The organism is Streptomyces hydrogenans, assembly GCF_014656075.1.
Lineage (GTDB): Bacteria > Actinomycetota > Actinomycetes > Streptomycetales > Streptomycetaceae > Streptomyces > Streptomyces hydrogenans.
The window spans coordinates 71,122-83,048 of record NZ_BNBS01000009.1 but is presented as its reverse complement, the minus strand read 5'-3'; the positions used below and the strand labels follow the sequence as shown (position 1 = coordinate 83,048).

Annotated in this window: 14 protein-coding genes, 1 tRNA gene and 1 riboswitch; of the genes, 7 read left to right on the top strand and 8 right to left on the bottom strand. The window is 70.3% G+C overall.

What is annotated here, in order from left to right:
- Positions 1–123 precede the first annotated feature (123 nt).
- On the top strand, positions 124–2,310 hold the full coding sequence (locus IE321_RS06710; RefSeq protein ID WP_190222106.1) for a transglycosylase domain-containing protein: 2,187 nt from the start codon (positions 124–126) through the stop codon (positions 2,308–2,310).
- On the opposite strand, the gene IE321_RS06705 is transcribed toward IE321_RS06710, so the two are convergent.
- The 3 genes from IE321_RS06705 to IE321_RS06695 all read right to left on the bottom strand — a co-directional run bounded on the left by IE321_RS06705 (position 2,307) and on the right by IE321_RS06695 (position 3,460).
- Positions 2,307–2,627, bottom strand: coding sequence for a DMT family transporter (locus IE321_RS06705; RefSeq protein ID WP_017237091.1), 321 nt, complete (start codon positions 2,625–2,627; stop codon positions 2,307–2,309). The two genes, IE321_RS06710 and IE321_RS06705, sit on opposite strands and share 4 nt — an antisense overlap.
- 33 nt (positions 2,628–2,660) lie before the next feature.
- Positions 2,661–2,722: riboswitch (guanidine-III (ykkC-III) riboswitch) on the bottom strand.
- Between the two features lie 58 nt (positions 2,723–2,780).
- Complete coding sequence (locus tag IE321_RS06700; RefSeq protein WP_043228158.1) at positions 2,781–3,116, bottom strand: GroES family chaperonin; 336 nt, start codon at positions 3,114–3,116, stop codon at positions 2,781–2,783.
- A gap of 23 nt (positions 3,117–3,139) precedes the next feature.
- On the bottom strand, positions 3,140–3,460 hold the full coding sequence (locus IE321_RS06695; RefSeq protein ID WP_043228156.1) for a DUF3618 domain-containing protein: 321 nt from the start codon (positions 3,458–3,460) through the stop codon (positions 3,140–3,142).
- A 125-nt stretch (positions 3,461–3,585) separates the two neighbouring features.
- Between IE321_RS06695 and bcp the strand changes: the two genes are divergently transcribed.
- The 4 genes from bcp to IE321_RS06675 all read left to right on the top strand — a co-directional run bounded on the left by bcp (position 3,586) and on the right by IE321_RS06675 (position 5,613).
- Positions 3,586–4,053, top strand: a complete 468-nt coding sequence (bcp, locus tag IE321_RS06690) for a thioredoxin-dependent thiol peroxidase (protein ID WP_190222105.1) — start codon at positions 3,586–3,588, stop codon at positions 4,051–4,053.
- A 146-nt stretch (positions 4,054–4,199) separates the two neighbouring features.
- The gene (locus tag IE321_RS06685; protein WP_190222104.1) at positions 4,200–4,841 is read left to right on the top strand and encodes an HNH endonuclease signature motif containing protein; all 642 of its coding nucleotides are present in this window, start codon (positions 4,200–4,202) and stop codon (positions 4,839–4,841) included.
- A gap of 71 nt (positions 4,842–4,912) precedes the next feature.
- Complete coding sequence (locus IE321_RS06680) at positions 4,913–5,494, top strand: HNH endonuclease signature motif containing protein (RefSeq protein ID WP_226651608.1); 582 nt, start codon at positions 4,913–4,915, stop codon at positions 5,492–5,494.
- Positions 5,495–5,529: 35 nt separating this feature from the next.
- Positions 5,530–5,613, top strand: a tRNA-Leu gene (locus IE321_RS06675).
- A gap of 49 nt (positions 5,614–5,662) precedes the next feature.
- Here the strand turns inward: IE321_RS06675 and rdgB are convergent.
- The 4 genes from rdgB to IE321_RS06655 all read right to left on the bottom strand — a co-directional run bounded on the left by rdgB (position 5,663) and on the right by IE321_RS06655 (position 7,836).
- On the bottom strand, positions 5,663–6,271 hold the full coding sequence (gene rdgB, locus IE321_RS06670) for an RdgB/HAM1 family non-canonical purine NTP pyrophosphatase (protein WP_190222102.1): 609 nt from the start codon (positions 6,269–6,271) through the stop codon (positions 5,663–5,665).
- Positions 6,272–6,279: 8 nt separating this feature from the next.
- Entirely contained in the window at positions 6,280–6,666 is a 387-nt protein-coding gene (locus IE321_RS06665) for a hypothetical protein (protein WP_043228151.1), read from the bottom strand.
- Positions 6,667–6,765: 99 nt separating this feature from the next.
- Positions 6,766–7,497: a ribonuclease PH gene (gene rph / locus IE321_RS06660; RefSeq protein ID WP_043228150.1), complete on the bottom strand. Its 732-nt coding sequence runs from the start codon at positions 7,495–7,497 to the stop codon at positions 6,766–6,768.
- Positions 7,498–7,602: 105 nt separating this feature from the next.
- Positions 7,603–7,836, bottom strand: coding sequence for a PTS sugar transporter subunit IIB (locus IE321_RS06655; protein ID WP_043228148.1), 234 nt, complete (start codon positions 7,834–7,836; stop codon positions 7,603–7,605).
- Positions 7,837–8,073: 237 nt separating this feature from the next.
- Here IE321_RS06655 and IE321_RS06650 point away from each other — a divergent pair, with 237 nt between their 5' ends.
- Complete coding sequence (locus tag IE321_RS06650) at positions 8,074–9,372, top strand: PTS transporter subunit EIIC (RefSeq protein WP_043228147.1); 1,299 nt, start codon at positions 8,074–8,076, stop codon at positions 9,370–9,372.
- 310 nt (positions 9,373–9,682) lie between these two features.
- The gene (locus IE321_RS06645) at positions 9,683–10,936 is read left to right on the top strand and encodes a PTS transporter subunit EIIC (protein WP_043228146.1); all 1,254 of its coding nucleotides are present in this window, start codon (positions 9,683–9,685) and stop codon (positions 10,934–10,936) included.
- A gap of 169 nt (positions 10,937–11,105) precedes the next feature.
- Here IE321_RS06645 and IE321_RS06640 read toward each other — a convergent pair whose 3' ends face one another.
- Positions 11,106–11,858 (bottom strand): MBL fold metallo-hydrolase, encoded by a 753-nt coding sequence (locus IE321_RS06640; protein WP_043228145.1) that lies wholly within the window; start codon positions 11,856–11,858, stop codon positions 11,106–11,108.
- Positions 11,859–11,927: the final 69 nt, after the last annotated feature.

The following is an 11,927-nucleotide window of genomic DNA, read 5'->3' as shown; positions in this document are numbered from 1 at the left end:
CGGAGGAAGAGGGACGAAGCGCACGACCTTAGTGGCCTCCGGCACCGCGCCGCGAGCGGATTTCCCGTCAGTCACCCCTCACCTTCGGGAGTTTCGCCCGCTTTATGTGCACTATGTGATGCCATGTCCCCTTCGTTGCGCTCCTCCTCCGCCGCCGCGCCACCCCCGGACCCGGGCGCGGATCCGGGCTGGGAACCGAGGGACCCCACCCTCCCCGCACGCCGCACCCCCGCCCGGCCCCGGCGCTCCCTCCCCCGCCGCCTGCTGCGCGCCGCCCTCGGCCTGTTCCTGCTCGGCGGAGTGCTGCTCGCCGGCGGCCTCGTGGCCGGATACCTCCTGGTGTCCATCCCGGCCGCCAACGCCGCCGCCGTCGCCCAGTCCAACCTGTACCTCTACCGCGACGGCACCGTCCTCGCCCGCGACGGCGAGGTCAACCGCGAGAACGTCCGCCTCGACCGGATCCCCCTCACCGTCCGGCAGGCCGTCCTCGCCGCCGAGGACCGCGACTTCCACACCTCCCGCGCCGTCGACCCCAAGGCGATGGTCCGCGCCGCCTGGAACACCGTCACCGGCAAGGGCCGCCAGTCCGGCTCCACCATCACCCAGCAGTACGTCAAGAACTACTACCTGGGCCAGGAGCAGACCCTCACCCGCAAGGCCAAGGAGTTCTTCATCGCGATCAAGCTGGAGCGCGAGAAGACCAAGGACGAGATCCTCCAGGGCTACCTCAACACCAGCTACTTCGGCCGCAACGCCTACGGCGTCCAGGCCGCCGCCCACGCCTACTACGGCAAGGACGTCGAACGCCTCGGCACCGCCGAGGGCGCCTACCTCGCCGCCCTCCTCAAGGCCCCCAGCGCCTACGACGTCACCACCCACCCCGAGAACCGCCCCGCCGTCCTCGCCCGCTGGGGATACGTCCTCGACGGCATGGTCAAGGAGGGCTGGCTCACCGCCGGCGAACGCGCCGCCCTCCGCTTCCCCGACCCGCAGACCGCCCGCCCCGCCACCGGCCTCTCCGGCCAGCGCGGCTACCTCGTACAGGCCGTCGAGGAGTACCTCACCAGCCGCGGCATCGTCGACGAGAAGACCCTCGCCGGCGGCGGCTTCCGGATCGTCACCACCCTCGACCCCGACCGCCAGGCCGCCCTCGTCCGCGCCGTCGAGGACCGCGTCACCCACCGCCTCGACCCCGCCGCGAACCCCACCGACCGGTACGTACGGGCCGGCGCCGCCGCCGTCGAACCGGCCACCGGCCGCGTCGTCGCCCTCTACGGCGGCATCGACTACACCGAGCAGTACGTCAACAACGCCACCCGCCGCGACTACCAGGTCGGCTCCACCTTCAAACCCTTCGTCTTCACCGCCGCCGTGCAGAGCGGCGCCCAGACCCAGTACGGCGAACCGATCACCCCCTACACCCTCTACGACGGCACCGACCGACGGCCCGTCGAAGGCTGGCCCGGCGTCCCGTACGACCCCGCCAACGAGGACGGCGAGAGCTACGGCGAGATCCCCGTCAGCGCCGCCACCGACCTCTCCGTGAACGCGGTCTACGCCCAGATGGCCGTCGACGTCGGCCCCGCCCACGTGCGCCGCACCGCCGTCGCGCTCGGCCTGCCCGCCGCCACCCCCGACCTCACCGCCTCCCCCTCCATCGCACTCGGCCCCGCCACCGCCAGCGTCCTCGACATGGCCCAGGCCTACGCCACCCTCGCCGCGCACGGCCGCCGCGGCGACCACACCCTCGTCACCGCGCTCTCCCGCGACGGGGAGCCGCTGCCGCTGCCCTCCACCGAACCCCGGCAGGCCGTCGGCCGCGAGGCCGCCGACACCACCACCGCCGTCCTGCGCGGCGTCGTCGAGACCGGTACGGGCACGGCCGCGCAGGCCGCCGGACGCCCCGCGGCCGGCAAGACCGGCACCGCGGAGGACGACAAGGCCGCCTGGTTCGCCGGCTACACCCCCGAACTCGCGACCGTCGTCGCCCTCATGGGCCAGGACCCCGAGTCCGGCGCCCACGAGCCCCTGTACGGCGCCCTCGGCCTCCCCCGCGTCAACGGCGGCGGCCCCCCGGCCGAGATCTGGGCCCGCTTCACCCGCGAAGCCCTCGCGGACACACCCGTACGCGACTTCGACCTGCGCCTCATGCCGGGCGCCGCACTCCCCGAGGTGCCCCCGACACCGGACGGCTTGGAGAGCGAGGGCGACGGCGACGAAGACGGGGAGGGCGACGGGGACGGCTGGTACGACACCGGCGAGGCGGGCCCCGGCCCGGCGAAGCGGCCGGGCGGCAAGCGCAGGCCCTAGTGCCCCGAGGTCGCCTTCAGGCCCACCACGGCGACCAGCAGCAGACAGACGAAGAAGATCCGGGCGGCGGTCGCCGGCTCACCGAGCACCACCATGCCGAGCACCGCCGCACCGGCCGCGCCGATGCCGACCCAGACGCCGTAGGCGGTACCGATGGGGAGGGTCTTCGCGGCCTGCGAGAGCAACAGCATCGAGGCGACGATCCCGGCGCCGGTGAAGACGCTCGGCCACAGACGGGTGAAGCCCTCGGTGTACTTCATCCCGATCGACCAGCCGACTTCGAGCAGACCGGCGACGACGAGCAGAACCCAGGCCATGACGAGAACACCTCCGCGAGACGGAAAAGGAAAGGTGCGTCGTCTTTTCCGATGTCCCGGTACGGCGCGTCTCGTCGGGGTGCCCCCAGCCTAGCAAAGAACGGGCAAAGGCCCTGGTGACACCGGTCACCAGGGCCTTCGTCCGTTCACTCGCTACAGGTACAGCCCGGTCGAGTCCGCGCTCTGGAACCGGTCCGCCGCCACCGCGTGCAGATCCCGCTCCCGCATCAGCACGTAGGCCACGCCCCGCACCTCCACCTCGGCGCGGTCCTCGGGGTCGTACAGCACCCGGTCGCCGATCTCGACGGTCCGGACGTTCTGCCCGACCGCGACCACCTCGGCCCAGGCCAGGCGGCGGCCGACCGCGGCGGTCGCCGGGATCAGGATCCCGCCCCCGGAGCGCCGCTCCCCCTCCGGGGAGTCGGTGCGGACCAGGACCCGGTCGTGGAGCATCCGGATGGGCAGCTTGTCGTGGGTGTTCTCGCTCACGGGAACGAACCTACCGGGCCGGCTCAGCCCTTGTGCTTCCGGGAGGAGCTGAGCAGCAGCCCCACCACGGCGACGGCCACGAGCGCGGCCGGCACCACCCGCTCCAGGCGCGGCGCGCCCTCCTCGTCGGTGAAACGTGCCTTCACGTCGGACACGACCCGGTTCACGGCGACGAACGCCCGCCCCGCGGTCTCGTCGACGGTCGAGGCGACCCTGGCCTTCGCGTCTCCGATGATCGTCTTCGGATGCATCCGAATGCCGATCTCGTCGAGCGTGACGGCGAGCTGGTCGCGCCGGCGGACGATGTCCGCCTCGATCTGCGCAGGGGTCCTGGCGTCCGACACCGCGCTGCCTCCGTAGTCGTGATCCGGTCGTTGGTGGACAGTCTGTCAGTTCCGCCGCCGGGAGGCCGTCCCCGACCCCCATTAGGCTCATCACGTACGCGCACACCCCCCGAGGAGAGCGAGCCATGAGCGAGCGACTGCAGCCCGGCGACACCGCCCCCGCCTTCACCCTGCCGGACGCGGGCGGCAACGAGGTCTCCCTCGCGGACCACAAGGGCCGCAAGGTCATCGTCTACTTCTACCCGGCCGCCCTCACCCCCGGCTGCACCAAGCAGGCGTGCGACTTCACCGACAACCTCGACGTGCTGGCCGCCGCCGGCTACGACGTCATCGGCGTCTCCCCCGACAAGCCGGAGAAGCTCGCGAAGTTCCGCGAGAAGGAGAACCTCAAGGTCACCCTGGTCGGCGACCCCGACAAGTCCACCCTGGAGGCGTACGGCGCCTTCGGCGAGAAGAAGCTCTACGGCAAGACCGTCACGGGCGTCATCCGCTCCACGGTCGTCGTCGACGAGGAGGGCAAGATCGAGCACGCCTTCTACAACGTCAAGGCCACCGGCCACGTCGCCAAGATCATCCGCGACCTGGGCATCTGACCACCCCCGGTCCCCCCGAACGGGCCCGCACCCCCTCCACGGACGGGGCGCGGGCCCGTCCGCATTCCGCGCGCGATCGGCGTAACCGTCCGATATTCGGCTCGTTGATCTGTACGAGATCCGCACTGGGGAGGGGGTCCGTTCAGATGGGGACGAGTCCGTACACGAAGGACCGGCTGGAATCGGCGGCGCGAGGGGCACGGACACTGACGCAGGCGCTGGAACGGCTGGGAGTGGACCCGAGAAGCGGGTCACGGCGCTACCTGCACGACCGCATGCGGAAGCTGGGCGTGGACACGTCGCACTTCGAGCGGGAGGGGGTGCGGTGGACGCGGGAGGTGCTGGCGGAGGCGGTGGCGGCGTCCACGAACATGACGGACGTCCTGCGCCGACTGGGCGTCGAGCTCGTGGGCGGGCAGCACACGCACATCAGCCGCCGGATCAAGACGTACGGGATCGATGTCTCGCACTTCCGCGCACCTGCCCAGCGGGGCAAGCCCTGGCGCCCGCGGACACCCGACGCCTTTCTCGTGCGGCAGACCGGCGCGCAGGCCCGACGCGTCCCGAGCGATCGTCTTGCCTGGGCGATGACCGAGGCCGGGGCACGGAAACAGTGCGCACGGTGCGGCAACGAAGGCGTCTGGCGTGGCCGCCCGCTCCGGCTGGAGATCGACCACATCGACGGCGACTGGCGCGACAACCGCATCGAGAACCTGCGGTTCCTCTGCCCCAACTGCCACTCGGCGACGGACAACTACCGGGGGCGCGGAAAGGGCCGCCTCCGGTGAGGGAGGCCGTCCGGTACACCCCGGAGCGGCTGGCCGAAGCGGCCTCGCGGTGCGGGGACATCACGGAGGTCATGGAGTTCTTCGGCGTACAGCCGTACGACAAGCTGCGCCGCTACCTCCTGAAGCGCTTCGCCCACTACGGCATCGACATCGCGCACTTTCCTCACCGGCGAGGCGGCAACCATCCACCGCGCCCCGCGCCGGAGGAACTGCGGAGCGCGGTCGAGAGATCCGTCTCCGTCTCCGGCGCCCTACGCCTCCTGGGCCGGCAGGACAGCAGGCAGGCGCGGAGACTGTTCCATCGGTGGACGACAGAGGACGGCGTGGCCACCACACACTTCCTGGGGCAGGCCCACCAACGAGGCAGGTCCGGGCCGACGAAACCGGCAGCGGAGATCCTGGTCCGACACGACGGCCGGCGCAGAACCAGGACGCACCTGCTCCGGCGGGCGCTCCGCGAGGTGGGCACACGCGAAGAGTGCGCCGAATGCGGCACCGGGCCCGAGTGGCTCGGGAAGCCGATGACCCTGGAGATCGATCACGTCAACGGGGACTGGAGCGACGACCGGCGCGAGAACCTTCGCTTGCTGTGCCCCAACTGTCATGCGGTGACCGATACCTGGTGCCGGGGCGGAAAGCGGCGTAGCCCTTAGTCAGGCGAGCCGTCACCGGTAGCATGGCGGGGCAAGCGGCCGTTGCTGAATGGTATAAGCGGAGGTTTTAGGTGCCTCTGGGCGTTTCGCCCATGTGGGTTCGAGTCCCATCGGCCGCACGATGAAGGGGCGCACCGTCGCAAGGCGAGGCGCCCCTTCTCGTTGCCGTCAGCCCAGCAGCTCCCGGACCACCGGGGCCAGGGACCTGAAGGCCTTGCCTCGGTGGCTGATGGCGTTCTTCTCGGCGGGGGTCAGTTCGGCGCAGGTCACGTCGTGGCCGGCCGGCTGGAGGATGGGGTCGTAGCCGAAGCCGTTGGTGCCGGTCGGCTCGTGGCGGAGGGTGCCCTCCATGCGGCCCTCGACGACGCGTTCGGTGCCGTCGGGGAGGGCCAGGGCGGCGGCGCAGGCGAAGTGGGCGGCGCGGTGCTCGTCGGCGATGTCGCCGAGCTGGGCGAGGAGCAGGTCGAGGTTGGCCTTGTCGTCGCCGTGGGTGCCGGCCCAGCGGGCGGAGAAGATGCCGGGGGCGCCGCCCAGGACGTCCACGCAGAGGCCCGAGTCGTCGGCGACCGCCGGGAGGCCGGTGGCCTGGGCGAGGGCGTGGGCCTTGAGGAGGGCGTTCTCGGCGAAGGAGACGCCCGTCTCCTTGACGTCGGGGATCTCGGGGTACGCGTCCGCGCCGACGAGGTCGAGGTCGAGGCCCGCGTCGGCGAGGATCGCGTGGAGTTCGGTGATCTTGCCCGCGTTGCGGGTGGCGAGGATCAGGCGCTGTCGGGTCATGCCCCCGATTATCCCGGGGTGCAGACCTTCCCGACCTCGGCGGCCGCGTCGGTGATGGGCGTGATGTCGGGCGTGGTGTCGCCGTTCTTCACCGCCGTGCGGACCGAGTCGACGCCCTTGGTGAGGTCGTCGACGGCCTTGGCCAGGTCGGCGTTGTCGGTCGTGTTCTCGAGGTTGCCCAGCTCGGTGGAGATGGAGTTGAGCGACTCCTCGATCTGCGTGACGTCGTTGGTGGCGTTGGAGACGGCCTGCTGGAGCTTGCCCACCGACGTGGCGATCGCGTCGGCGGTCTTCACGCAGTCCATCGCCTTGTCGAGGGCTCCGCAGCCCGTGAGCAGGGTCGTCACTGCCGCCGCCGTGGCGACGGCGAGGGCTATGGTGCGGCGGCGCTTCACTGTTCGGGTCCTCCCCTGGCTGCGTACATGTCGGCGGGGCGCACGGTACGGCCGCGCGCCCCTTGCCGTAAAGGACGCAGCTCAGGGCGGGAGAGTTCCTCAGAGGGTGGCGTCGAGCGCCTTGCGCTGGAGGTCGGCGAGGTCGGCGCAGCCGGCGGAGGCCAGGTCGAGGAGGGCGTTGAGCTCGGCGCGGTCGAAGGGCTCGGCCTCGGCGGTGCCCTGGACCTCGACGAAGCGGCCGTCGCCGGTGCAGACGACGTTCATGTCGGTGTCGGCGCGGACGTCCTCCTCGTAGCAGAGGTCGAGGAGGGGGACGCCGCCGACGATGCCGACGGAGACGGCGGAGACGGTGCCGGTGAGTGGCTGCCGGCCGGCCTTGACGAGCTTCTTGCCCTGGGCCCAGGCGACGGCGTCGGCGAGGGCGACGTAGGCGCCGGTGATGGCGGCGGTGCGGGTGCCGCCGTCGGCCTGGAGGACGTCGCAGTCGAGGACGATGGTGTTCTCGCCGAGGGCCTTGTAGTCGATGACGGCGCGGAGCGAGCGGCCGATGAGGCGGGAGATCTCGTGGGTGCGGCCGCCGATCTTGCCGCGGACGGACTCGCGGTCGCCGCGGGTGTTGGTGGAGCGGGGGAGCATGGAGTACTCGCCGGTGACCCAGCCCTCGCCGCTGCCCTTGCGCCAGCGGGGGACGCCTTCGGTGACGGAGGCGGTGCAGAAGACCTTGGTGTCGCCGAAGGAGATGAGGACGGAGCCCTCGGCGTGCTTGCTCCAGCCGCGTTCGATGGTGACGGGGCGGAGCTGTTCGGGGGTACGGCCGTCGATGCGAGACATGGGACGAGCCTAGCCCCATGGAGGGGAGGGGCCGACCGGTACGGGGGTACGCACGAGGGCCCGTTCCCCTGCCGGAACGGGCCCTCGTCAGCTGGTGTCAGCTGCTCACATCATGTCTTCGATCTCGGCGGCGATCGGGTCCGCGTCGGTGCCGATGACGACCTGGATGGCGGTGCCCATCTTCACGACGCCGTGGGCGCCGGCGGCCTTGAGCGCGGCGTCGTCGACGAGGCTGGCGTCGGCGACCTCGGTGCGCAGGCGGGTGATGCAGCCCTCGACCTCTTCGATGTTGTCGATGCCGCCGAGCCCGGCGACGATCTTCTCAGCCTTGGTGGCCATGTGTTTCTCCCTGTCCGTTCCGTTCGCGGGACACGCGAATCTCGGCGCACCGGCGGTCCGCTTTGTCACGGTAACCCACGGTTGGCTCAACTTCGCGAGCGAGTGCCGCCGTTCTGCCGAATGATGACGATCACCGGCGGCCTGTCCTCAGCGGGCTTCCGGAGCCTACCGCAAGTGGTCTACACCAGTGTGCAACGAGACGCGGTCCCGGCTTGTTCCGGGGCAGGGAGGTCGCCGATGAGTACGGACAGCGCCGCGGCGCGGCCGCAGAAGTCCCTGTGGGGCAATCTCTTCCAGGGTCTGCAGAAGATGGGGCGCAGCCTTCAGCTCCCCATCGCCGTGCTCCCCGCCGCGGGCATCATCAACCGGCTCGGCCAGCCGGACGTCTTCGGGGCCGACGGCCTGGGCTGGGACAACGTCGCCAAGGTGATGGCCGGCGCGGGAGGCGCGCTGCTCGACGGCAGCCTCGGCCTGCCCCTGCTGTTCTGCATCGGCGTCGCGATCGGCATGGCGAAGAAGTCGGACGGTTCGACGGCGCTGGCCGCGGTCGTCGGCTTCCTCGTCTACTACACGGTGCTGCGTCAGTTCCCGAAGGACTGCCCCGAGGGTACGAAGGACATCATCGGCGGCTGCCTCGGCGCCGACGACTCGTTCGCGGGCTACACGTACCAGAACCCGGGCGTCTTCGGCGGCATCGTCATGGGTCTGCTCACCGCGTACCTGTGGCAGCGGTACCACCGGACGAAGCTGGTCGACTGGCTGGGCTTCTTCAACGGCCGCCGGCTCGTGCCGATCATCATGACGTTCGTGGCGATCGCGTTCGCCGCGCTCTGCCTGTGGATCTGGCCGCCGATCGGTGACGCCCTGGAGAGCTTCAGCGACTGGCTGGTGGGGCTCGGCTCGTGGGGTTCGGGCATCTTCGGTCTGGCGAACCGGGCGCTGCTGGTCATCGGCCTGCACCAGTTCCTGAACGTGCCCATCTGGTTCCAGTTCGGCACGTACGAGAAGCCGGACGGCACGGTGGTCCACGGTGACATCCCGATGTTCCTGGCGGGTGACCCGGACGCGGGCCAGTTCCTGACGGGCTTCTTCCCGATCATGATGTTCGCGCTTCCGGCGGCGGCGCTGGCGATCACCCACTGCGCGAAGCCGCACCGCCGCAAGGAGGTCGGCGGCCTGATGCTCTCGGTGGCGCTGACCTCGTTCGTCACCGGCATCACGGAGCCGCTGGAGTACTCGTTCCTCTTCATCGCGCCGCTGCTGTACGCGGTCCACGCGGTGCTGACGGGCGTGTCGATGGCGGTGACGTGGGCGTTCGGCGTGAAGGACGGCTTCAGCTTCTCGGCCGGCCTGATCGACTACGTCATCAACTGGAACCTGGCGACGAAGCCGTGGCTGATCATTCCGATCGGCCTGGCCTTCGCGGTCGTGTACTACGTGATCTTCCGGTTCGCGATCACCAAGTTCAACCTCCAGACCCCCGGTCGCGAGCCGGACGAGGTGGGCGAGGAGATGGAGCGCGACAACGTCAAGTGAGGCGGCGGCCCGGTGCGTGACGGCACCGCGGCGGTCTTCACGAGCCTGACCGTTCCGGGGCTTTCGGCCCCTCCCGAGCCTCGCGGAAGGCCCCTGGACCTCATGGTCCGGGGGCCTTTTGTCACGCCTTCATCACTATGCCCCCACGACAAAAATTCGCAGGTTCCTTATCTAAGTCTCACGTGCTACAACTGGTCTACACCACTCATTGGTGTAGACCACGCGGTCCAGACCACCGCGTTCCACGAGACGCCGCCGTCACCCCCTTTCCACTGTCCTCTGGCGGCGCCTTGCCTACTGGAGGAAGTTGATGAGTACGGCCACCGCCCAGGCCGCCGCTCCCGCGAAGAAGCGCGGATCCGGCCTGTTCCAGGGCCTGCAGAAGGTCGGTCGCAGCCTGCAGCTGCCGATCGCCGTGCTGCCGGCCGCGGGTATTCTGCTCCGTCTCGGCCAGGCCGACGTCTTCGGCAAGGACGGCCTGGGCTGGGACAAGGTTGCCTCGGTCTTCGCCACCGCCGGTGGCGCGGTCTTCGACAACCTGCCCCTGCTCTTCTGCATCGGCGTCGCCATCGGCTTCGCCAAGAAGGCCGACGGCTCCACCGCCCTGGCCGCCCTGGTCGGCTTCCTGGTCTACAGCAACGTGCTGAAGGCCTTCCCGGTCGCCGAGGCCGTCATCCAGGACGGCGCCGACGTCGCCGCCAAGTACAACAACCCCGGCGTCCTCGGCGGCATCCTCATGGGTCTGCTCTCCGCGGTCCTGTGGCAGAAGTTCCACCGCACCAAGCTGGTCGACTGGCTCGGCTTCTTCAACGGCCGCCGTCTCGTCCCGATCATCATGGCCTTCGTCGGCACCGCCGTCGGCGTCGTCTTCGGCCTGGTCTGGGAGCCCATCGGCAACGGCATCTCCAGCTTCGGCGAGTGGATGACCGGCCTCGGCGCCGGTGGCGCCGGCCTCTTCGGTCTCATCAACCGCGCGCTGATCCCGGTCGGCATGCACCAGTTCGTGAACACCGTCTCCTGGTTCCAGATCGGTGACTTCACCAACGCCGCCGGCGAGGTCGTCCACGGTGACCTCAACCGCTTCTTCGCCGGTGACCCGAGCGCCGGAATCTTCATGTCGGGCTTCTTCCCGATCATGATGTTCGGTCTCCCGGCCGCCGCGATCGCCATCGCCCACGCCGCCCGCCCGGAGCGCCGCAAGGCCGTCATGGGCATGATGCTCTCGCTCGCGCTGACCTCCTTCGTCACCGGTATCACCGAGCCGATCGAGTTCACGTTCATGTTCATCGCGCCGGTCCTCTACGCGATCCACGCGGTCCTCACCGCCGTCTCGATGGCCGTCACCTGGGCCTTCGGCGTCCACGCCGGCTTCACCTTCTCCGCCGGCGGCATCGACTACCTGCTGAACTGGAACCTCGCGACCAAGCCGTGGATGATCATCCCGATCGGCCTCGTCTTCGCGGCGATCTACTACGTGGTCTTCCGCTTCGCGATCACCAAGTTCAACCTCCCCACCCCGGGCCGCGAGCCCGAGGAGGAGATCGAGGACCTCACCAAGGCGTGAGCCCTCCCCCGCACCAAGGCGAAGGCCCCGGAACCGAGAGGTTCCGGGGCCTTCCCCGTGTCTCAAAGGGGTTTGGACCTCGTGTCCCACAAGGGCTCGGACCTCGTGTCCCACGGGGGCTCGGACCTCGCGGAACACCGGGGGCTCACACCTCGTGGAGCACAGGGCGTCAGACCTCGTAGACCGCGCCCGACTTCGCCAGCTCCGCCGGGCCCCCGTACACGGCCCGCGCGTCGGCCAGGTTCCGCTCGCCGTCCGTCCACGGCGGGATGTGGGTGAGGACGAGCCGGCCCACGCCGGCCCGGGCCGCGTGGGCGCCGGCCTCCCGGCCGTTGAGGTGCAGCTCCGGGATGTCCTCCTTGCCGTGGGTGAAGGACGCCTCGCAGAGGAAGAGGTCCACCCCGTCGGCGAGCGCGTGCAGCTCCTCGCAGACGCCGGTGTCGCCGGAGTACGCGAGCGAGCGGCCGCCGTGCTCGACCCGGATGCCGTACGCCTCCACCGGGTGGCACACCTTCTCGGTGCGGATCGTGAACGGGCCCAGCTCGAAGGTGTCGGACCCCAGGGTGCGGAAGTCGAAGACCTCGCTCATCGAGCTGGGCGAGGGCGTGTCCGCGTAGGCCGTGGTCAGGCGCTGCTCGGCGCCCTCGGGGGCGTACACGGGGAGCGCGTCGCAGCGGCCGCCCTCGTGCCGGTAGTAGCGGGCGACGAAGTAGCCGCACATGTCGATGCAGTGGTCCGCGTGGAGATGGCTGAGGAAGATCGCGTCCAGGTCGTACAGGCCGATGTGGCGCTGCAGCTCGCCCAGGGCGCCGTTGCCCATGTCGAGGAGCAGCCGGAAGCCGTCGGCCTCGACGAGGTAGCTCGAACAGGCCGATTCCGCGGAAGGGAACGACCCCGAGCAGCCGACGACGGTGAGCTTCATAGGAGCGTGAACCTCCGTGGACGGGTGCGGTCAGGCACGCAAAGGGGAGGGGGAGGCCGTGCGGTCAGA